Source organism: Olleya marilimosa CAM030, assembly GCF_000518485.1.
Lineage (GTDB): Bacteria > Bacteroidota > Bacteroidia > Flavobacteriales > Flavobacteriaceae > Olleya > Olleya marilimosa.
In genome coordinates this window covers 360,357-383,244 of sequence record NZ_JADR01000001.1, presented here as the reverse complement: position 1 = coordinate 383,244, position 22,888 = coordinate 360,357, and the positions used below count along the sequence as shown (strand labels likewise).

22 protein-coding genes are annotated in these 22,888 nt (G+C 30.5%); 16 read left to right on the top strand and 6 right to left on the bottom strand.

Annotation, left to right across the window (positions count from 1 at the left end; translation table 11 throughout):
• The first annotated feature begins 176 nt into the window (after window positions 1-176).
• A complete protein-coding gene (locus tag M890_RS0101900; protein WP_028281897.1) occupies window positions 177-578 on the top strand; it encodes a hypothetical protein in 402 nt (133 codons plus the stop codon).
• Window positions 579-610: 32 nt separating this feature from the next.
• On the opposite strand, the gene mqo is transcribed toward M890_RS0101900, so the two are convergent.
• Together mqo and M890_RS0101890 are read right to left on the bottom strand one after the other, a co-directional pair.
• Complete coding sequence (gene mqo / locus M890_RS0101895) at window positions 611-2,092, bottom strand: malate dehydrogenase (quinone) (protein ID WP_028281896.1); 1,482 nt, start codon at window positions 2,090-2,092, stop codon at window positions 611-613.
• Window positions 2,093-2,198: 106 nt separating this feature from the next.
• Entirely contained in the window at window positions 2,199-2,816 is a 618-nt protein-coding gene (locus tag M890_RS0101890; RefSeq protein WP_028281895.1) for an OmpW/AlkL family protein, read from the bottom strand.
• Between the two features lie 180 nt (window positions 2,817-2,996).
• Here M890_RS0101890 and deoC point away from each other — a divergent pair, with 180 nt between their 5' ends.
• From deoC to M890_RS0101865, 5 genes are all read left to right on the top strand, one after another.
• Complete coding sequence (gene deoC / locus M890_RS0101885; RefSeq protein WP_028281894.1) at window positions 2,997-3,668, top strand: deoxyribose-phosphate aldolase; 672 nt, start codon at window positions 2,997-2,999, stop codon at window positions 3,666-3,668.
• Window positions 3,669-3,705: 37 nt separating this feature from the next.
• Entirely contained in the window at window positions 3,706-4,404 is a 699-nt protein-coding gene (gene deoD / locus M890_RS0101880) for a purine-nucleoside phosphorylase (RefSeq protein ID WP_028281893.1), read from the top strand.
• Window positions 4,405-4,414: 10 nt separating this feature from the next.
• The gene (locus M890_RS0101875) at window positions 4,415-4,921 is read left to right on the top strand and encodes a GNAT family N-acetyltransferase (RefSeq protein ID WP_028281892.1); all 507 of its coding nucleotides are present in this window, start codon (window positions 4,415-4,417) and stop codon (window positions 4,919-4,921) included.
• A 34-nt stretch (window positions 4,922-4,955) separates the two neighbouring features.
• Window positions 4,956-5,414, top strand: a complete 459-nt coding sequence (gene smpB / locus M890_RS0101870) for an SsrA-binding protein SmpB (protein WP_028281891.1) — start codon at window positions 4,956-4,958, stop codon at window positions 5,412-5,414.
• Window positions 5,415-5,532: 118 nt separating this feature from the next.
• The gene (locus tag M890_RS0101865; RefSeq protein ID WP_036597024.1) at window positions 5,533-8,001 is read left to right on the top strand and encodes a DUF5686 and carboxypeptidase regulatory-like domain-containing protein; all 2,469 of its coding nucleotides are present in this window, start codon (window positions 5,533-5,535) and stop codon (window positions 7,999-8,001) included.
• A 19-nt stretch (window positions 8,002-8,020) separates the two neighbouring features.
• Here the strand turns inward: M890_RS0101865 and M890_RS0101860 are convergent, their stop codons facing one another.
• Entirely contained in the window at window positions 8,021-8,644 is a 624-nt protein-coding gene (locus M890_RS0101860) for a LysE family translocator (RefSeq protein ID WP_028281889.1), read from the bottom strand.
• Window positions 8,645-8,829: 185 nt separating this feature from the next.
• Between M890_RS0101860 and M890_RS0101855 the strand changes: the two genes are divergently transcribed.
• On the top strand, window positions 8,830-9,504 hold the full coding sequence (locus M890_RS0101855; RefSeq protein WP_036597022.1) for a YiiX/YebB-like N1pC/P60 family cysteine hydrolase: 675 nt from the start codon (window positions 8,830-8,832) through the stop codon (window positions 9,502-9,504).
• 10 nt (window positions 9,505-9,514) lie between these two features.
• Here the strand turns inward: M890_RS0101855 and M890_RS0101850 are convergent, their stop codons facing one another.
• Window positions 9,515-10,156 carry a protein-L-isoaspartate(D-aspartate) O-methyltransferase gene (locus tag M890_RS0101850; protein ID WP_028281887.1) on the bottom strand — a complete coding sequence of 214 codons (642 nt, stop codon included), beginning with the start codon at window positions 10,154-10,156 and terminating at the stop codon, window positions 9,515-9,517.
• Window positions 10,157-10,316: 160 nt separating this feature from the next.
• On the opposite strand from M890_RS0101850, the gene M890_RS0101845 reads away from it, so the two are divergent.
• From M890_RS0101845 to M890_RS0101805, 9 genes are all read left to right on the top strand, one after another.
• Entirely contained in the window at window positions 10,317-11,276 is a 960-nt protein-coding gene (locus M890_RS0101845; RefSeq protein ID WP_028281886.1) for a Gfo/Idh/MocA family protein, read from the top strand.
• A 160-nt stretch (window positions 11,277-11,436) separates the two neighbouring features.
• On the top strand, window positions 11,437-12,327 hold the full coding sequence (locus M890_RS0101840; protein ID WP_028281885.1) for a 3-hydroxyacyl-CoA dehydrogenase family protein: 891 nt from the start codon (window positions 11,437-11,439) through the stop codon (window positions 12,325-12,327).
• A gap of 100 nt (window positions 12,328-12,427) precedes the next feature.
• A complete protein-coding gene (locus tag M890_RS0101835; RefSeq protein ID WP_028281884.1) occupies window positions 12,428-13,666 on the top strand; it encodes a DUF1015 domain-containing protein in 1,239 nt (412 codons plus the stop codon).
• 14 nt (window positions 13,667-13,680) lie between these two features.
• Window positions 13,681-14,340 (top strand): YggS family pyridoxal phosphate-dependent enzyme, encoded by a 660-nt coding sequence (locus M890_RS0101830; protein WP_028281883.1) that lies wholly within the window; start codon window positions 13,681-13,683, stop codon window positions 14,338-14,340.
• Between the two features lie 11 nt (window positions 14,341-14,351).
• A complete protein-coding gene (locus M890_RS0101825; RefSeq protein WP_028281882.1) occupies window positions 14,352-15,713 on the top strand; it encodes an exonuclease domain-containing protein in 1,362 nt (453 codons plus the stop codon).
• Entirely contained in the window at window positions 15,713-17,671 is a 1,959-nt protein-coding gene (locus M890_RS0101820) for a DUF3858 domain-containing protein (protein ID WP_028281881.1), read from the top strand. The genes M890_RS0101825 and M890_RS0101820 overlap by 1 nt, the downstream gene beginning before the upstream one ends.
• Before the next feature lie 23 nt (window positions 17,672-17,694).
• Window positions 17,695-18,555 carry an ion transporter gene (locus tag M890_RS0101815; RefSeq protein ID WP_028281880.1) on the top strand — a complete coding sequence of 287 codons (861 nt, stop codon included), beginning with the start codon at window positions 17,695-17,697 and terminating at the stop codon, window positions 18,553-18,555.
• A 23-nt stretch (window positions 18,556-18,578) separates the two neighbouring features.
• Window positions 18,579-19,493: a tRNA (adenosine(37)-N6)-dimethylallyltransferase MiaA gene (miaA, locus tag M890_RS0101810; protein ID WP_157243244.1), complete on the top strand. Its 915-nt coding sequence runs from the start codon at window positions 18,579-18,581 to the stop codon at window positions 19,491-19,493.
• On the top strand, window positions 19,490-20,485 hold the full coding sequence (locus M890_RS0101805) for a hypothetical protein (protein WP_028281878.1): 996 nt from the start codon (window positions 19,490-19,492) through the stop codon (window positions 20,483-20,485). Before miaA ends, M890_RS0101805 begins: the two co-directional genes overlap by 4 nt.
• A 49-nt stretch (window positions 20,486-20,534) precedes the next feature.
• Here the strand turns inward: M890_RS0101805 and M890_RS0101800 are convergent, their stop codons facing one another.
• Window positions 20,535-21,245 carry a response regulator transcription factor gene (locus tag M890_RS0101800; RefSeq protein WP_028281877.1) on the bottom strand — a complete coding sequence of 237 codons (711 nt, stop codon included), beginning with the start codon at window positions 21,243-21,245 and terminating at the stop codon, window positions 20,535-20,537.
• Window positions 21,246-21,249: 4 nt separating this feature from the next.
• On the bottom strand, window positions 21,250-22,785 hold the full coding sequence (locus M890_RS0101795; RefSeq protein ID WP_232219115.1) for a sensor histidine kinase: 1,536 nt from the start codon (window positions 22,783-22,785) through the stop codon (window positions 21,250-21,252).
• Window positions 22,786-22,888: the final 103 nt, after the last annotated feature.

Below are 22,888 nucleotides of genomic sequence, written 5' to 3'. Positions count from 1 at the left end.
TTATTACTAATAATTTAAAATGTAACACAATAATTAGTGTATTACTATTTGATAGGTAATGTTAATTGTTTATAATTAAAATTAAATTAATTTTGCAGTAGGCATTGGTTTTTAAAAACTCTTTTTTATTACTATCTTGATGCTAAATCAACTTAATCACAAGTTTACTAAACAACATGGGAAAATTTCATTATTACGATATTGGTAATGCCGAAGTTTATGTCTTTGATGACTTTTTAATTAAACAAGTTAAAGAAGGTGCATTTATCAGTGATGATGAAACAGAACTTTTTGTTGAAATAATAGGTAAGTATTTCAAAAATAAAAATTTTGCATTTATATCCAATCGTGTAGTCTCTTACACAGTTAACCCTTTGGTTTACAATGCAGCAAAATCAATACCAAATTTAGTTGCTTTTGCAGTTATTAGTACTGACCATAAAATGCGTGAAACTTCTAAGTTTGAAAACAAGTTTCATAACAAACCTTTCAAGCTTTTCAAAAATTTAAGTGACACCATACTTTGGACCTCTGAAATTATAAAACAAGAAAATGAGAAAAATCTTGAAGCGTTATAGCCTTTAAAATAAGGTTTTTATCTCTCTTTAATTTACAATTTCAAAGCCAAAGCGCTTTGTTTTAGCTGCGCTTTAAACAAAGCTTCATCAACCTGAGCGTTATAAAAAGGAATCATTTTATCCATAATAGCTTTACCTTCTTCTGAATGTAAAATTTCTGGAAAAGCTTTTTCTAGCACTTGCAACATGACTGATGTTGCTGTAGATGCACCAGGAGACGCTCCTAACAAACAAGTAATACTTCCATCTTTACTACTTACCACTTCTGTCCCAAATTGTAAAACACCTCCTTCAAATTCGTCCTTTTTAATAATCTGAACACGTTGTCCTGCTACTAAAATTTCCCAATCGTCACTATTTGCATCTTTAACAAATTTGCGTAACTCCTTCATGCGGTCTTCATGTGACGAGGTCACTTGTTCTATTAAATATTTGGTTAACGGTAAATTATGCCAAAAAGCACCTAATAAAGGCGAAATATTATCAAATTTAACCGATTTTAATAAATCAAAATTAGACCCTTCTTTTAAAAATTTAGGACTAAAACCTGCAAAAGGTCCAAACAACAATTCACGTTTTCCGTTTATATAACGTGTATCTAAATGTGGTGTAGACATAGGTGGATCTCCAATACCTGCTTTACTATATACTTTTGCATTATGCTGGTTAATAATATCTTGATTTTTACAAACTAGCCATTCGCCACTTATAGGAAAACCACCATACCCTTCTTTTTCTTCAATTTCTACTTTTTGTAATAACAATAAACTTCCTCCTCCTGCTCCAATAAAAACATGTTTAGATTCTAGATTATATTTTTGGTTAGTTTTAAGATTTTCCATCTCTACCGTCCAATCAATATCTGGACTTGGATCAATATCTTTAACTTCCATATTACAATATACAGGTGTATCAAATTTGGTTTCTAGAATATTAAATAAGGTTTTTGTTAAAGCACCATAGTTAACCTCTGTACCTCTATCTATTCTAGAAGCAGCCATAACTTCGTTGTCATCTCTGTTATGCATAATTAACGGAAACCAGTCTTTCATTTTATTTTTATCCTTTGTAAATTGGATAGAATCAAACATAAAATGATGTTTCATTGTGTTAAAACGTTGTTCTAAATACGTTGCATTTTCTTCACCTAAAACCCAACTATGGTGTGGTACTGCTGCAATAAAACGGTCTGGATCTTTCAATAAACCTTGTTGTACTAAATAGCTCCAAAATTGTTTAGACTCCTCAAACTGCTGGCAAATTTTTATAGCTTTATCAATTATGACTTTACCGTCTTCTTCTGGGCAATAATTAAGTTCGCAAAGCGCAGAATGTCCTGTACCTGCGTTATTCCAAGCAGCAGAGCTCTCTTGAGCAACATCATCTAAACGTTCGACAATTAATACTTTTAAATCTGGTTTAAGTATTTTAGACATTAGTGCTAATGTAGCACTCATAATTCCGCCTCCAACACAAATTAAATCGTATTCCTTCTCTATTTTACTTTGATTCATCTAGATTTATTTTTTTTAAATATAAATAAGTCCAACGAGATAATAAATTTGAAACAAAAAAAAAGACTACAAATTGTAGTCTTTTTTAATAATATTTATTCAATCATTATAGCTTAACACCAATCCCTAGACCTATAATTAAAGGATTAATATCTACCTCTACAGGTATTACAGCTTCTCCTGCATTAACAGTTACATCTGTACTAAGCAATAGTTGCTTAATGTCTAAATTTAAAAACCATTTATCGTTTAAATTATAGTCAATTCCCGCTTGAAATGAAAAGCCTACCGAGTTTTCATAATCCATACCCACAACATCTCCAGCATCTTCTCCATAAAAAATAGTATAGTTTACACCTGCTCCAACGTAAGGTTTAAAATCACCTGAATAAAAATGATATTGCACATTTAAAGTTGGAGGTAATAACCATACATGACCTAAATCCAAACCTTCAACCTCAACCTCATGTTTAGTGGTTGCCAAAATAAGCTCTGCAGCCCAATGCTTGGTAAAAAAATAAGTAAAGTCAACCTCTGGAATTACGGTTGTAGAAATATCAACATCTGCACCTTCAAGATTATCTCCAGGAGATGGAATTACAGATGCTACTCTAAAACGAGCTTGCCAAGTATTAAAATCAGAATCGTTAGATGGTGCATCTTGTGCCTTTACACTAAAAGATAATAGTAATAGTAACACAAAGGGTATAATTATTTTTTTCATAATAAATTAAATTAGTTGTTTTTGTATACTACAAATTTAAGCGAGACTTAAAACACAAAAGCTGACTTATGTCATTGTTTAAGTAAGTTTTTTTATTGTTTTTGCTGCATGTAATTTGATAATAAAACCTATTCATTTTTTAATCAAAAAACCACTAACTTTATATCTTAATATTTTTAGATGAAACCATTAAGCAAATACATAGATCACACCATTTTAAAAGCAACTGCAACTAAAGCTGATATTGTAAAATTATGTCAAGAAGCTATAACTCATAACTTTTTTTCGGTATGTGTAAATAGTTGCTATGTTGGTTTGGCTAAAGCCGAATTAAAAAATAGCGATGTTAAGGTGTGTAGTGTTATTGGATTTCCGTTAGGTGCTATGAGCACTAAAGCAAAAGTTGAAGAAACCAAACAAGCGTTACACGATGGTGCAGACGAGATTGATATGGTGTTAAATATTGGCCTTCTTAAAAGTCATGATTTTGATGCTGCTTTTAAAGACATAGAAGCTGTAAAAAAAGTGATGCCTAACAACACATTAAAAGTAATATTAGAAACATGTTATCTAGACAACCAAGAGATAAACGAAGCTAGTAAATTAGCTATTAAGGCTAAAGCCGAATTTATTAAAACCTCAACAGGATTTGGTAAATCAGGTGCTACTATTGAAGCTATAACTATAATGAAAGAAGCCATTAATAATGGTACTACAAAAATAAAAGCCTCTGGAGGGATTAGAGACACAGACACTGCGTTACAATACATTAATTTAGGTGTTGATCGTATTGGAACCTCAAACGGAATTGCAATTGTGACAGGCAACGCATTAGGAGATAAAAGTTATTAAACACTAGGCTATTCATTTCAATTAAATAAATAAAATTATGAGCATACATATTGGAGCCCAAAAAGGCGACGTTGCAGAAACTATATTATTACCTGGTGACCCCTTACGTGCCAAGTGGATTGCCACAACTTTTTTTGAAAATCCTGTATGCTTTAACGAAGTTAGAGGTATGTTAGGATATACTGGCATGTATCAAGGTAAACGTGTCTCTGTAATGGGAACAGGAATGGGTGTACCAAGCATATCTATTTATGCACATGAATTAATTACACAATTTGGTGTAAAAAACCTGATTCGTGTTGGTAGCGCTGGATCGTACCAAAAACACATTAAAATTAGAGATGTAGTATTGGCTATGGCTGCCTCATCCAACTCTGGTGTAAACGAGCTTAGATTTGGTGGTGCAGATTATGCACCTACAGCTAGTTTTGAATTGTTTCAAAAAGCTGTTGAAGCTGCTAAAAGTAAAAATATTGCCATTAAAGCTGGTAACGTTTTTACGTCAGACGAGTTTTATGCAGACGATTTTGAGTCCTATAAAAAATGGAGTAAATTTGGTGTGCTTTGCGTAGAGATGGAAACTGCTGGATTATACACTGTTGCTGCTAAACACAATGTTAACGCTTTAACTATTTGTACCATTTCAGACTCATTAGTCACTGGAGAAAAAACAACTAGTAAAGAACGCGAAACTACTTTTAAAGACATGATAGATATTGCTTTAGAGTTAGCTTAAAACTGATCGTTTGAAATTACATTTACAACCCATTACATTAGCCAAACACGATGCATTATTGCAATTAATGCAACGTATTTATCCTCCTGCTTACCAACACTTATGGATAAACAATGATTGTAATTGGTACATAAACTCGCAATATAATTTAAAACAGCTCACTACAGAGTTACAAGACAAAAACGCCAATTATTATTTTGTAGAATACAATAACAAAACCATTGGCATTTTAAGATTGGTCCATCAAAAGTCATTAGCAACCACAAAACTACATCGCTTATATTTAGACCAAGATTATCAAGGTTTAGGTTTAGGTAAACAATTAATGCAACTAAGCTATGATTTTGCTAGAGCAAACCAATCCAAATCCATTTGGTTAGAAGCAATGGACACACAATTACAAGCTTTACAGTTTTACAAACAATGTGGTTTTAAAATCGTGGACTCATACGCATTAGATTTTGATTTAATTTTAGGTCAATTTAATGGGATGTATAAAATGAGTAAACAATTATAATTACTTTAACTTCTATTTTATTAGCTTTGCACTAATGCAAAAAAAGATAAACATACTTAACAAAAAGGCTAAATTTCAATATGAAATTTTAGACAAATACACTGCTGGAATTGTTTTAACCGGAACAGAGATTAAATCTATTAGAAATAGTCAAGCGTCTATTGCCGAATCTTTTTGCGAATTTAATGAGCAAGGCGAATTGTTTGTTATTAACATGAATATCCAGGAATATGCATTTGGAAACTATTATAACCACAGACCAAAAGCAGAACGCAAATTGTTACTTAACAAACGTGAGCTTAAAAAATTATTAAAAGAGGTAAACACCTCTGGTTTAACCATTATTCCGTTACGCTTATTTTTAAATGAAAAAGGTTTAGCTAAATTAGATATTGCTTTAGCTAAAGGAAAAAAACTATACGATAAACGCGAAACACTTAAGGATAGAGATAATAAACGAAACTTAGATAGAATTAAAAAAATCTATAATTAAGTCGTTTTAAAATTTTATAATTTCTATAACAATATTCAATTTCAATAAGTTATATGTTTGAGGCTAGGCAACCATTTTATAAAAATGTGCGTCTATACTATTAAACAACCAACTTATCATGAAATACTCTTTACTTACTCTATTTACCCTATTTAGCAGCTTTGCCTTTTCTCAAATTACAGGAACCGTTACATCAAACCAAAACGAACCTCTTCCTGTAGTCAATATTTTTATTGAAAATACGTACACTGGTACCACAACCAATAATGATGGTAATTACATATTGGACATCAATAAAACAGGTGATTACACCATTACGTTTCAATACTTAGGTTATAAAACTATAAAAAAGAAGGTCGTTATAACAAAGCTTCCGTTTGTACTAGATGTTGTTTTAATTGAAGAAGATATCAATTTAGACGAGGTTGTTATTAATTCGGATGAAAATCCAGCAAATGCAATTATCAGGCAGACCATTGCTAAACGAAAAGAGAATTTAAATAAACTTAAATCGTTTAAAGCCGAGTTTTACTCCAGAGGGTTACTAAAAATGGTCAATGTCCCAGAAAAAATTATGGGTCAAGAGGTTGGCGATTTAGATGGTGCATTAGACTCTACTAGAACAGGTATTGTCTATTTATCAGAGACAATATCCAAACTAGAATATCAATCTCCTAAACCTATTAAAGAAACCATTGTGGCCTCTAAAATTAGTGGAGACAGTAATGGTTTTAGCTTTAATAATGCGACTGACGTCGAATTTAATTTTTATCAAAACACCTTTGAGTTGGGTAGCGAAATTGTATCTCCTATTGCTGACTTTGCCTTTAACTACTACAAATACAAACTTGTTGGTACCTTTTATGACGATTTAGGTAACCTTATTAATAAGATTGAATTACTTCCAAAACGAAAAAATGATAAAGCATTTGGAGGATTTATTTATATTGTTGAAGACCAATGGAGTTTATTTGGAACAGACGTCACTTTAACTGGACAACAAGCACAAATACCTGCTGTGGATCTATTTAAAATTAAACAAACGTTTACCTATTACGACCAAGAAAAACAATGGGTTAAAACCACACAACTATTTGATTTTGAGTTTGGAATTTTTGGATTTAATGGTGATGGACGTTTTACAGCAGCTTACAGTGATTATGACTTTAACCCAAATTTTGATAAAAAGAATTTTACCAGAGAAGTCCTATCTTTTCAAGATAATGCAAATAAAAAGGACTCGTTATATTGGGATGCCAAAAGACCAGTTCCATTAACTACTGTAGAGGCTAATGATTATGTTAGAAGAGATAGTATACAATTAATCAGAGAATCCAAAACCTATTTAGACTCCGTTGACCAAGTAGATAACAAGTTTAAAATTGGTGATATTTTAGGTGGTTACAGTTATCGTGACTCGTATAACAAAACGTATTTTAATATCTCCTCTCCTATTCGCAAACTAGGATTTAACACTGTTCAAGGTTGGAATGGATCATTAACTGCAAGTTTTACTAAGCGATTTAAGGACGATAGTCCAGAGTATTTTAATATGTCATCTACAATTAACTATGGGGAGTCAGAGGATAGATTAAGAGCTACAGGAATTATAAATTACAGATTTGATAAAAAAAACAGAGCATTTGTGTCCTTATCAGGAGGTAGTAAAGTGGAACAATTTAATCCTAACTTAACTAGTTTAGATGTATTAAACACCTCTTACTCTCTGTGGGCAGAAAAAAATTATCTAAAAATTTACGACCGTAATTTTGCTCAATTAAATTATAGTCAAGAAGTACTAAACGGTTTACATGTATACTCAGACCTAAGTTATAACGACCGTAAACCATTATTTAACACTACAGATCAAACTTGGCAACCACAAGATGACAGAGATTACACTAGCAATAATCCAATAGATCCTTCTGCAAATGGTGTTGCATCCTTTGATGCGCACAATATCATGAAGTTTAATCTTAATACGCGTATTAACTTTGGACAAAACTACATGAGTTATCCTTTTGGCAAATACAACCTTCCAAATAGTAAAATACCGACATTATATTTAGGATACGAAAAAGGTTTTGGAAGCAGTAACGCTGACTATAATTTTGATCAATTTAAAGCTCAAATTTACCAAAGCTTAAACCTAGGTAACAAAGGTGATTTAACCTACTTAGCCAAAGGAGGTGTATTTAACAATGCAGACAATATTGCTTTTGTAGACTACCACCATTTTAATGGTAATCAAACCAATACGGTTATAGACGGTAATTATATTAATGCTTTTAAAATATTACCATACTACGCATTAAGTACTAATAAGGCTTACGCCGAAATACATGCAGAACACAATTTTAAGGGTTATATATTAAATAAGATTCCGCTATTAAATAAGCTTAATTTTAATTTGGTTGCTGGATTTAATGCAGCAGCAACTAAAGAAAATAAACCTTATACTGAATACTCTCTTGGATTAAGTAATTTAGGTTGGGGAAAAATGCGTTTTTTACGTGTAGACTACGTTAGGGCTTACCAAGGAAGCGGATTGGTTAACGATACCTTTATGTTTGGGTTTAGTTTTTAATATAGGCCTACTACCTATACTACTTACTAAACAAATAGATCACATTACCAATACCAACAACACCAGTTAAACAACCTAAGATAAAATCCATTTTAGAAGCAATGTAAGTTAGTTTATGTTCAATATTTTTAGCAACAATCGCATAAATCGTATACAAAGTAAAAGAACCAATGGTAGAACCGATTGAAAAATAAAAGGCATTAAACACATTGTATTCAAAGTATTTAAAACCAATTAATAACGAAATAAATGTAAAGTAAAACGGAATAGCCATCATATTTAATGAGGACATTAAAATACCGTAAAAATAGGATTTAGATTTAGGAATTTCTTTCTCACTAACTTCCTTTTTAGGAGAAAAATAAAGTCTAAAAAAATTAATGGATAACAAAAAGAGAATACCTGTTCCTATTTTTTGTATTAAGGTGATGTATTCAGAATTTTTCATTAAAATATTAGCCAAATAAGCGCCTAAATTTGCTTGAAAAAACAAAACTGTTGCATAACCAGCTATTAAATAAAATGTAGATTTTTTACCGTTTTTTAAGCTATACTTTACAACTGTTAAATTTAAAAAACTAGGAGTAATACTACCTAAAGCAGCAATACAAAAACCTAAAAGTAAGCATATAAAAAAAGTCATAATTTATTTTTATTTATAAGCAAACAAAGAAACAACATGTAAGTCTTATTATTAGCAACCATTAACATTTTTTAAGACTTAACTTAAATTTAAAAAAATAAAAAGCTTTTGTATTTTACAGTATTCGCTTTAATCAAGTACAGTTTTTATGTAATTTTGATATTTCATTTTAATACTTTTAAATAATGAATCATTTTTTACGACGCATATCATACATTGTATTACTCTCATGTATTTTGTTAAGTTGCAATAAAAAAACTAACAGTAGTTTTGAGTTAAAAGAAGGGGATTTACTATTCCAAAACACAGGATCAGACGACATTGATAATGCTATAAAAGACGTTACAGCAACTGCTTCTGCCAAAAATTATTCTCATGTTGGTATGGCTATGCAAAAAGATAACAAATGGTTTGTTGTAGAAGCTATACCTAAACAAGGCGTTTGCATAACACCAATAGTTAAATTTTTAGAAAGGAATAAAAATAAATTTAATAAATCGCAAACCACAGTCGCAAGGCTAGACAACTACTACAAGCCTTATCTAAAAACAGCAATACAATATGGTATTAACAAAGTTAACACACCTTATGATGATATTTTTTTATGGGATGACACCTCCTATTATTGCTCAGAGTTAGTTTACAAAATGTTTTCAACTCAAGACTTACCTAAATATTCTATTCCGTTTTTGACACACCCAATGACTTTTAACGATAGTTCTGGTAAACCTTTATCTAGTTGGGTTAAATATTACAAAGCACGTAACCAATCAATTCCAGAAGGCATTGAAGGAACAAACCCTAATTTAATGGCAAGCAGTAATCATATTACTTTTGTTCATGATTACGAAAATGACTAGGACTTACAAGTTAATTTTTATCCTCTAAAAGCGGAACAAATCTAAACTCGCCAAACTCTGTTTTCTCAAAATCCTTTGGACCTTTTCTAACAAAAAGCGTCATTGTTTGTACTTTATCACCAACAGGTATTACTAAACGTCCACCAATTTCTAATTGTGCTAATAAAGGGTTTGGCACAAAAGGCGCACCTGCAGTAACAATAATACTAGTAAAAGGCGCTTCGGTTTTTAAACCTTTATAACCATCTCCAAAAATCAATTTTTTTGCTCTATATCCTAATTTAGGTAAAAAACGACTCGTAATTTTAAATAACTCTTGTTGTCTTTCAATACTATACACTTTAGCACCAAGTTCGCAAAGCACAGCAGTTTGGTAACCACTACCTGTACCAATCTCTAACACTTTATCACCTCGTTTAACTTGCATTAATTCGGTTTGAAAAGCAACAGTATATGGCTGAGAAATGGTTTGGTCTGCAGCAATAGGAAATGCCTTATCCTGATACGCATGATCCAAAAAACTAGAATCCATAAACAAATGTCTTGGTATTCTGCCAATTGCAGCTAAAACTGCTGTATTAGTAATTCCTTTGTCCTTCAAAACAGCTACTAGCTGCTGTCGTAAGCCTTGATGTTTAAAAGTGTCTTTCAATGGTAGTGGATAGTTTAGAGCATAAAATTACTTCAAAAATTTAAAGCTGAAAAGGTTTTTCATTCAATTTATAATTTTGTCTTAAATCGATTATATAATTATCAAATTCATATTAAATACTGTATAAAAAAACTTATTTTTGTTGAAAACAGAACAAACTATGCTAAAAGCTGGTGTATTAGGTGCTGGTCACCTTGGAAAAATTCATCTTAGATTATTAAATCAATCAGACAAATTTCAATTAGTAGGATTTTATGATGCTGATGAGGACAACGCTAAAAAAGTAGAAGCCGAATTTGGTTACAAATATTTTAATACCATTGAGGGTTTAATAGATGCTGTAGATGTTGTAGACATTGTCACACCTACCCTTTCTCATTACGATTGTGCTAAACAAGCTATATCTAAAGGTAAACATATATTTATTGAAAAACCAATAACCAATACTGTGCATGAAGCCGAAAGTATTAGAGCTTTAGTTGCAGAAAATGGTGTAAAAGGTCAAGTAGGTCATGTCGAGCGTTTTAATCCTGCATTTATCGCAGTTAAAGACCAATTAGATAGTCCAATGTTTATTGAAGCGCATCGTTTAGCCGAGTTTAATCCTCGTGGGACAGATGTACCTGTGGTTTTAGATTTAATGATTCATGACATTGATGTTATTTTAAGTGTAGTTAAATCTAAAGTTAAAAATGTATCTGCAAGCGGAGTTTCAGTGATAAGTGACACACCTGATATTGCTAATGCACGTATCGAGTTTGTTAATGGTTGTGTTGCTAATTTAACTGCTAGTAGAATCTCACTTAAAAATATGCGTAAAACACGTTTTTTTCAACGTGATGCTTATATCTCTGTTGACTTTTTAGAGAAAAAATGTGAAGTTGTAAAAATGAAAGATGCACCAGAAACTCCTGGAGATTTTGATATGGTTTTACAAAATGCAGAAGGTGTTAAAAAGCAAATTTACTTTGACAATCCTGAAATTGCTGCCAATAATGCCATTTTAGATGAATTAGAATCTTTTGCTGATGCTATAAACAACAATACAACACCAATAGTAACATTACATGATGGTACGGAAGCTTTACGAGTGGCAACCATGATTATAGATCAGTTTTAAAACCTTTTAAGTTATGACCAATCAAAAAAATAAAAACAAGAAAACACTATGGAATTACATTGTAGATTTTTTTGTCAATGTATTATTTGGTGGTAAGAAAAAACAGTAAAAACAATAATAAAAGCCCAGAATAAAGGGATTAAAAAATAATATATTTTAAATGAAAAACATAGCAGTTATAGGTGCAGGAACAATGGGTAATGGTATTGCACATACGTTTGCACAATCTGGATTTAAAGTACAATTAATAGATATTAGCGAAGCGTCATTAAAACGCGGAATGGATACCATCTCTAAAAACTTAGATCGTATGGTAGCTAAAGAAAAAATATCTGAAGCTGACAAAGCTGAAACTTTAAGTAATATTAGCACTTTTACTAGTATTGAAGAAGGTGTTGAATATGCAAGTTTAGTTGTTGAAGCTGCAACAGAAAATTTAGATTTAAAACTAAAAATATTTAAGCAATTAGACCAAGCTTGTGGTGATGACACGATTTTAGCGACTAACACCTCTTCTATCTCTATCACACAAATTGCTGCAGTAACGTCTAGACCTGATATGGTTATTGGAATGCATTTTATGAATCCTGTGCCAATCATGAAATTAGTCGAAATTATTCGTGGTTATAACACTAGCGACGAAGTGACTAATACCATCATGGAATTATCTAAACAATTAGGTAAAATACCAACTGAGGTTAATGATTATCCTGGTTTTGTTGCCAACCGTATTTTAATGCCAATGATTAACGAGTCTATTGAGACCCTTTACAATGGTGTTGCTGGAGTACAAGAAATTGACACAGTAATGAAGTTAGGTATGGCGCATCCAATGGGTCCTTTACAACTAGCAGATTTTATTGGCTTAGATGTATGTCTATCAATTTTAAACGTTATGTACGACGGATTTAAAAACCCTAAATACGCACCATGTCCTTTATTAGTAAATATGGTTAACGCAGGAAAATTAGGTGTTAAATCTGGTGAAGGATTTTATGATTATTCTGAAAGCAGAAAGGCTGAAAATGTATCTAAGCAATTTACCCTATAAATAAAAAAAAGGCATATTAGATCAATGGTTTTAACCAGCAATCTTATGCCTTTTATATTTTCCTAACTGTCTAATCATTCTAGATTTTTTTGCAATTACAATGACTAAAATACTACCATTTAAAGCGGTTAGACCTACTAGAGATAAGGTTAGTTTAGTAGCCTCACGCTCCTATCAAAGTTATACGCAACCCGAAAGAGAAGCACGTTTGGACCATAATCCTTTTTCGTTTTTACATATTGTAAATCCTGGATACAAATACGATAAAGAAATCTCTGGTGAGGCTCGCTATAAATTGGTAAGAAATAGATATTCTGAGTTTAAAGAAGATGGTGTATTTAAACAAGACCAAAAACCATGCTTTTACATTTACAAAATAGTAGATCGTGATTCTCAGGTTTTTAATGGGATTGTAGCTGCTGCTAGTGTTGAAGATTACAATAATAATATTATTAAAAAGCACGAGGACACCATTGCTTCTCGCGAAACCGTGTTTAAAGACTACCTAAAAACTGTAGGTTTTAACGCAGAACCTGTACTACTAACCTATCCTGATAACGATGCTATTTCCAACATAATAGCAAAAAAACAAAAAGAACGTGCTGAGTTTGAGTTTACAACAACATACAGAGACACACACTATTTATGGTTAATAGAGGACGATGTAGACGTGCAAGCTATTACTAATAATTTTAGCAAAATGCCAACGTTGTACATTGCAGATGGACATCATAGATCAGCATCATCTCAATTACTTTGTGAGGATTTAAAAAACGAAAACAAAAATCATTCTGGTGAAGAAAGCTATAACTTTTTTATGAGTTATTTAATTTCAGAATCCGAATTACGTATACACGAGTTTAACCGTTTAGTTAAAGACTTAAATGGTTTAACTAAAGAAGAATTTTTGATTCAACTAGATACGGTTTATCGTATTGAAAACAGAGGATTAACGCCATATCAACCCTCAAAACCACATCATTTTAGTATGTATTTGGATGGTGAGTTTTATTCGTTATATCTAAGAAAAACAGAATATACATTTAATACGTCTTTGGACCAATTAGATGCACAAGTACTTTATAAAACCATATTAGAACCAATTCTAGGAATTACAGATTTACGTAACGATAATCGCATCCATTACCTTAGTGGTAAAAAGGATATTGTAAATTTAAAAAGCAAGGTTGATAGCAAAGCGTTTACGGTTGGTTTTGGTATGATTCCTGCTACGATTTCTCAAATGAAGCAAATTGCAGACGACGGATTAACAATGCCACCTAAAAGCACTTATATAGAACCTAAAATTAGAAGTGGTGTTACTATATATGAGTTTTAACAAAAACAAAACAAATGTCAATTAAACAAAACCTAAATCAAATACAAGCTACACTTCCTAAACACGTTACTTTAGTTGCTGTTTCAAAAACAAAACCTGTTAGTGATTTAATGGAAGCTTATAATGCTGGTCAACGTATTTTTGGAGAAAACAAAATCCAAGAAATGGCTGACAAGTTTCAAGAGATGCCAAAGGACATTAAATGGCATATGATAGGTCACGTACAAACTAACAAAGTAAAGTATATGGCTGAGTTTGTAGATTTAATACATGGTGTAGAAAGCTTTAAATTACTTAAAGAAATTAATAAACAAGCCAAAAAACACGATAGAGTAATTGATTGTTTACTTCAAATTAAAATAGCGTCTGAGGATTCAAAATTTGGAATGTCAATACCTGACGCTACAACTTTATTAGCGTCCAAAGATTTTTCAGCTTTAAAAAACATTAATGTAATTGGCGTCATGGGAATGGCTACTTTTACTGAAGACCAAAATCAAATTAAACAAGAATTTGATTTACTAAAATCAACATTTGATTCACTTCAAAAAACACATCCTAATTTAAAAACTATTAGTATGGGAATGAGTGGTGATTATCAATTAGCAATAGATTGTGGTAGCACAATGGTTCGTGTTGGAAGTAGTATATTTGGTGCAAGAAATTATAATTAAAAACATATTTTATTTACACAATAGTCGACATAGAAACCACTGGTGGTAAGTTTAATGAAGAAGGAATAACCGAAATTGCTATCTATAAATTTGATGGACATGAGGTTGTAGACCAGTTTATAAGTTTAGTAAATCCAGAACGAGAGATTCAACCCTTTGTGGTTAATCTTACAGGTATAAATAGCAAAATGCTAAAAAATGCGCCTAAATTTTACGAGATAGCTAAACGTATTGTTGAAATTACAGAAGACACAATTTTAGTGGCTCACAACGCACAGTTTGACTATCGTATTTTAAAAACCGAGTTTAAACGTCTTGGATTTCCTTTTAAAAGGCAAACCCTTTGTACGGTTGAGTTGTGTAAGGATTTAATTCCGGATCAAAAATCATACAGTTTAGGCAAACTAGTTAGATCTTTAGGTATACCTGTAACAGATAGGCATCGTGCATCTGGAGATGCTTTAGCAACCGTTAAACTGTTTAAATTACTACTTACCAAGGATACAAACAAAACAATTATTAAGGAGTCTATTAAAAAAGAACCAAAATTCCAGATGGAACCAAGGTTAATAGATATTATTGATAATTTAACCTCTGTAACAGGTGTTTATTATATGTATAAAGCAGATGGTGAGTTAATCTACATTGGCAAAAGTAAAAACATAAAAAATCGCGTTAACCAACATTTTACAGGCACAACACCTAAATCCAAAAAAATGCAAGCTCAAGTCGCTGCTGTAAAATATGAAGCTACCGGAAGCGAGTTAGTAGCACTTTTAAAAGAAAGTGAAGAGATTAAGCGTAATAAACCAATATTAAACAGAGCCTTACGTAGAAGTATTTTTACGCATGCATTATACAGTTTTATAGACCATAACGGTTATATCAACCTTACAATTGACAAAGCAGATGGTAGAAAACCATGCATAACAACCTTTAGCACCAGACAAAGTGGACGTCATTTTTTAGAAAAAATGGTAGAACAGTTTAACTTATGTCAAAAACTAGCAGGTATTTATAAAACCAAAACAAGTTGCTTCCATTACGAAGTAAAAAAATGTGAAGGTGCATGCATACAAAAAGAGTCTCCAGAAGATTATAATAAACGCGTACAGCAATTATTAGATAAGTACAGCTACAAAAACAAAAACATGGTTATTATTGATCGTGGTCGAGAGGTTGATGAGCGTAGTGCTATTTTAATTGAAAACGGAATATTTAAAGGTTTTGGCTTTTATAATTTAAATTACCAAATTAATAATTTAGAAATCCTGCAAACTATTATTACTCCTATGGAGAATAATAGAGACCAACAACACATCATACAAAGTTACCTAAGAAAAAATAAGCGCTTAAAAATCATCAATTTATAATGAAAAAATTATTACTAATCACACTACTCTTTTCAAAATTTTTAGTGTCTCAAAACCAATTTAATGCTGAAAATTTAACAACCACAAGAGCAGATTTAGAGTTAAATGAATTTAAACAAGATACTACTGCTAATGCTGTTGTCCTTTATGAATATGGAAATGCCGAAATTCATAAAAAAACGTTCAACTTAGTTTTAGATTATAAGAAAAAAATTAAAATATTAAACCGAAACGGATTTGACCAAGCCAATATTGAGGTTTATTTATATAATTCTGATAGAAAATCAGAAAAAATCACAAACTTAGTAGCTACAACAACCAATATTGAAGATGGCAAAGTAACTAGAATTAACGTAGATCCTTCTCAGGTTTTTGAAGAAAAGGTTAACGACAATTACACCATATTTAAATTTATTTTACCAAACATAAAAGAAGGCTCTGTAATAACATATAGCTATACTTTTGAAAGTCCATTTTTATTCAATTTTAACTCATGGCATTTTCAAGAAGACATCCCAAAGTTGTACAGCGAGTATAATACTAGCATACCTGGTAATTATGATTATAATATAAAACTTGTTGGAGAGCTAAAGTTAAGCACTAACCAAAGTGACATAAAAAAATATTGCATCCAATTAGAAAATGGAGCAAGTGCAGACTGTACTATTGGTAAATATGTAATGAAAGATATACCTGCTTTTATAGAAGAAGATTACACTACAGCTTCTAAAAATTATATATCCAGAATGGAATATGAGTTAAAGGTTATTAAAGGCTTTGATGGTTCTGTACAAAACATTACTAAAACATGGGACACTGCGGATGATGAACTTAAGCAAAATGAAGATTTTGGTAAGCAATTAAAAAAAGAAAGCTTAGTAAAAAAGTTAATTGATCCTACTTTATTAGATCAAAAAAACGAACTTGATAAAGCCAAATACATTTTTAACTATGTTAAAAATAACTACACCTGGAATGGATATAATCGTATTTTTAAAGATGTATCTATTAAAGATATAATTGAAGAAAAGACTGGTAATGTAGCCGAAATCAATCTTTTACTATACAACCTTTTAAAAAAACATGATATTGTAACCTTTCCTGTTTTAATTTCTACAAGAGAAAATGGATTTGTAACAACACTTTATCCTGTAATCTCAGAGTTTAATTATATTATTTTAAGAACAGAAATTAATGGTAAATCTTATTTTTTAGATGCCACAAATCCTGCTTTAGTTTTTGGGCAAATTCCGTTTAAATGTTTAAACGAATATGGTCGCGAAATGGATTTTGATAATGGTAGTCGTTGGATAGACTTAAAGACCAATACCAACTCTACAACACAACATAAAATTAATCTAATAATTAATGAGGACGACACCTTTTCTGGTACATTAACTACAACAAAATTAGGATATGATGCTTTAGATGCACGTCAGTTGTACAAGAAAAACAACCAAAATAACTTAAAATATTACAGAGATAAATATCCTGATTTAACTTTTGAAAATAGTCAAGTAGACACCAATAAAAATAATAAATCTATTTTTACAGAAACGCTATCAATATCAGGTCCTTTAACTGTAATTGACAATAAAATATACTTAGATCCTTTTATATTTAAGTTTTTTACAAAAAATCCTTTACAACTTAATACTAGGACTTATCCTATAGATTTTGGTTATAAAAACAACCTTGTATATTACCTACAAATTGATACCAATAACAAGTATAAAATTGTAGACAAACCATTAGATAAAACTATTGAGTTATCTAATAACTCTGGCTTACTTAATTTTTTAACCAAGCCAAAAGATGGTAATATTGATTTATCATTTAGGATTAATTTTTATAATACAATTTACCCAACCAATTATTATTCTGAGTTAAAATCATTTTTTAGTAACATCGTAAATATTCAAAATAACTCGGTTATAGTTTTAGAAAAAAATATCTAATGTTTATTTAGTATTTTTACCACATGAGCCCAACAAAAAATAAAACTTATTGGAAAGATAAACTTCATGAAATTATTTATGAAGCAGACACTCCTGCAGGTAAGTTATTTGATGTTGTGTTACTTGTATTAATTCTAGCAAGTATTATTTTAGTAATGCTTGAAAGTGTTAGAAACATTGATGCTAAATACCACAATGCACTTTATGTTGGAGAATGGATAATTACTATCTTTTTTAGTATTGAATATATTTTACGCATAATTACTGTAAAAAAACCTTTTAAATACATCTTTAGTTTTTATGGTATTTTGGATTTACTGTCCACAATACCAATGTATATCTCTTTTGTTTTTGCAGGTTCACACGCTTTAGTTACTCTTAGAGCGTTGCGTTTATTACGTGTTTTTAGGATATTAAAATTAGCAAGATATCTTGGAGCCTCAAACCAATTAAGAGACTCTATTATTGCTAGTCGTGTAAAGATATTTGTGTTTTTATTTGCAGTCCTAATATCTTCTGTAATTTTTGGTACCATCATGTATTTGGTCGAAGGAGAAGACAATGGATTTACAAACATTCCAAAAAGTGTCTATTGGTGTATTGTAACCTTAACTACAGTTGGTTTTGGTGATATAGCACCACAAACAGCACTAGGACAATTTATTACAACTATTATCATGATTTTAGGTTATGGTATAATCGCTGTACCAACAGGAATTGTATCTGCAGAATATTCTAAAAGCTTAAAAAAATCTGAAAATGATACTCCAAATCCGCCAAGTAAAAAACTAAATTTAAATACTCAAAGATGCTCCAATTGTCATGAAAGCTATCATGACGATGATGCTAATTTTTGTAAAGTCTGCGGAAACAACTTACATTAAACCTTAATTAAATTATTATTAATTTGAAACACGCTAACAAATATCTAATCTCAATTGTTGGACCAACTGCTATTGGTAAAACTGCACTTAGTATTAAATTAGCCAATCATTTTAATACCCAAATAATATCTGCAGATTCTAGACAGTTTTTTAAAGAAATGAGTATTGGTACTGCTGCTCCAACTAAAGAAGAACTAGCAGCTGCTAAACATCATTTTATTCATAATAAATCTATAACAGAAGACTATAATGTTGGTGCTTTTGAAAAAGAAGCTATTAACCAAATTGCTTTGCTTCATAAAACGAATGACGTTGTAATTATGGTTGGTGGTTCTGGTTTATATGTAGATGCTGTTACTAACGGTTTAGATTATTTTCCGGAAGTTGATAAAAGTATTAGAACGCAATTAAACACGCAATTAGAAACGGAAGGGTTAAAAACACTTCAGCTTAAGCTGAAAACATTAGATGAGCAATCCTATAACACCATAAAAATAGATAATCCGCAACGTGTCATTCGTGCTTTAGAGATTTGTATAGGTAGTGGGCAACCCTATTCTTCTTTTTTAAATAAAGACAAAAATAAAAGACCATTTAAAACAATTACCGTAGGTCTTGAGGCTGATCGTGACGTTATTTACGACAGAATTAACAAACGAGTAGATATAATGGTTGCTAATGGTTTGATTAAAGAAGTTGAGTCCTTACTACCCTTTAAAAATTTAAACAGCCTTAATACTGTTGGGTATAAAGAGCTATTTAATTACTTGGATAAGACTTGGACATTAGAGTTTGCAATTTCTGAAATTAAGAAAAACTCTAGACGTTTTGCAAAACGCCAATTAACTTGGTTTAGAAGAAAACCAGAAACTTTATGGTTTGACTATCAAACACCATTGAGCGCTATAATTACTAAAATAGAATCTGAGATAGAATGAAGATTTTTTTAAAAAAATTAGCATTCTTTTTTATTCCTATTATACTTTATGTAATAATAGTTTTATCCTTAGATATTTTTAAAATTTTTAAAGACTATGATACCTATTATAATCAAGACATCACTACTTTAAATAGGACATACGTATCTACAAAGATTTTTTTAAAAAATAAAGACAGTGTAAATTATGATAGCTTTATTTTTGGTAGCTCAAGATCTCAAGCCTTTAAAACTCCAATCTGGAAGCACTATTTACCAGAAAAATCGGTTCCGTTTCATTATGATGCACATAGCGAGGATTTATATGGTATTTATAAAAAATTAGAATTTTTAGATCATTTAAATTCGCCAATAAACCATGCTTTAATTATTATTGATCGAGAGGTGTTGGCTGGAACAAAAAAAAGATTAAATCATTTATACATCAACCCATTAGAGTTTAACGATGTTTCTAAATACCAATTTTATAGTAGTTATATTTTAGCGAATCTAAATCCACGATTTATGATAGCTTATACCGATTTTTACTTTTTTAAAACGTATAGAAATTATATGAAAAATTATGTACGTATGGACAAATATCCAGATACGTTTACACCCATTTTTAACGACTCCTATTACGGATTAACTAAAGAAATTAAAGAGGATAGTTTAGTATATTATAATAAAATGAAGCAACAAGGTGTTTTTTATCAAAGACCAAAAGCATCAGCACTTATTTTAAAAGTGACAAATAATGAGATAGAATTATTAAATAAAATACAATCACTTTTTGATAAACATCATACTAATTACAAAATAGTTATTTCGCCTTTATATGATCAAATACCAATGGAAGAAGAACAATTACAACTACTCTACTCTATATTTGGTAAGAAAAACATCTTTGATTTTTCAGGAAAAAACAACTTAACAGAACCTATTAGTAATTATTTTGAAAGCAGCCATTATAAACCTAATGTTGCTAAAATTATTTTAGACTCGATTTATTAAACAAAAAAAGCCAGCATAAAAGCTAGCTTTTTTAATATATATTTGATAATTAATCGTTTTGATTAACTACTAATCTAAATCCTTCTCCGTGAATATTTAAAATTTCCACATTTGGATCTAATTTTAAATACTTTCTAAGTTTAGCAATATACACGTCCATACTTCTAGATGTAAAGTAATTATCATCTCTCCATATTTTAGTTAATGCTAACTCACGTGGCATTAAATCGTTTTCATGTAATGCTAACATACGCAGTAATTCGTTTTCTTTAGGTGACAATTTAACTTGCTCTCCACCATTGTATGTTAAAAATCTAAGTTTAGAGTTTAAATCAAAACCTCCAATTTTAAATTCAAATTGTTTACTATCTGCAACCGTATCGTTTGCTTTACGTTGCATAATAGCTTTTATTTTCATTAATAAGACTTCACTATCAAAAGGTTTATTTAAATAGTCATCTGCACCAACTTTATAACCTTTAAGCACGTCTTCTTTCATGGCTTTAGCAGTTAAAAACACGATTGGCACTTCTGCATTTTTCTCTCTAATTTCTTTAGCTAAAGTAAATCCATCTTTATATGGCATCATGACATCTAAAATACATAAATCAAAATCACCACGTTTAAATTTTTCAAAGCCTTCCATACCATTTTTTGCATGGGTAACTTCGTAATCATTCATTGATAAATAATCTTTTAAGACTGTTCCAAAATTTGGATCGTCTTCTACTAATAATATTCTTTTTAATTGTTCATCCATAATACTAAGAGATTAATGGAAGCTTTATTGTAAAAGTACTTCCTTTTTCTTTTTCACTTTCTACTGATATATGACCTTGATGGTCTTCTACTATTCGTTTTACATATGCTAAGCCCAATCCATGACCTTTTACATTATGTATATTACCTGTATGTTCTCTATAAAATTTTTCGAACACACGTTTTTGAGCTGCTTTACTCATACCACTTCCGTGGTCTTTTATATGCACTAAAATATTGTTTCCTGCCAGCTCTGTTGTGACAATTATTTTAGGTGCTTCTGGAGAATACTTTATAGCATTATCCAATACATTTACTAAAACATTAGTAAAGTGCGTTTCATTAGCTAATACAGATGACTTTTGGGCATCTAAATGGGTTTCAATATGACCACCTCTGTCTTCAATAATTAACTCTACGTGTGATATAGCATCTTCTACTAAGTCGTTAAGTTCCACACGTTCCTTACTAATATTTAGTTCGTTTTTTTCAAGTTTAGATATTCTTAACACATTTTCTACTTGTGCATGCATACGCTTATTTTCTTCTTTTATCATACCTAAATAACGCAGGACTTTTTCTTTGTCATCAATTATTTTAGGATTTCTAATAGAGTCTAACGCTAAATTTATAGTCGCAATTGGTGTTTTAAACTCATGCGTCATATTATTGATAAAATCTGTTTTTATTTCAGAAATTTGACGTTGTTTAATTAACTGGTATAATGCACTAGAGTAAGCTATTACTATAATTAAAGTAAAAACTATAGATAAAATTAGCATCGTTAATATTGATGATAATATAAACTTTTTTCGTTCCGGAAAATTAACTAATAGTCTGTAATTACTTTTATCATTTTCGTTATAAAAAAATGGTACACTAAAGGTAGACGCTGGATTTAACTGAAAATCTTGAGTTTTAATTTTTGTTGCTAAATCGTTACTATAAATTGCAAACTCGTAACCAATATTAATATCATTTTCTAACAACTTTAAAGCTAACAACCTATTAATCTTATCCACATTTACACGCTTATGTATAGGTTTTAAGTAGGCTTTATCCTTATAAACAGTCTCTAAAGCAATGCGTGTACTTTCGTTTAGCTTGCTTAGTCTTGCTAACATTGATGATAGGTTTTTACTACCATCAATAGAGTTGTTTTCAATAATTTCGGTTTCTCTTTTCTGTAAAATACGTTTTACGTTTAAACTATCTAAACCTATGTCAAAGAGCGCTGATGATACTTTATAATTTTCTTCTAATATACCGTTTCGATAAATTACTGTTTCATTTGTATCAGGATTATCTTCTTTAATGTAAATATTTATAATTGCAGTTGTATCGTTTACATTGATTGATCCATTGCTTAATAAATCATTAAATTTTCTTAAATAATCCTCTTTTTCTTCATTTTCTACAATGTTAGACACATAGCTTAATGCTTTTCTTACATTGAAGTTAAACTGTTTTTCAGTGTTTTGAAGCGAATTATTTATATAATACGCCTGAACTAGTATGATTCCTATTAGGGAACAGCTCATTAAAACGACTAATACAAAAAAAATCCTTTTGTTCATCATCCAAAATTAAGATTTTAACATTTAGCAATCTTACCATTTAACCTTACATTAACAAAAACGTTAA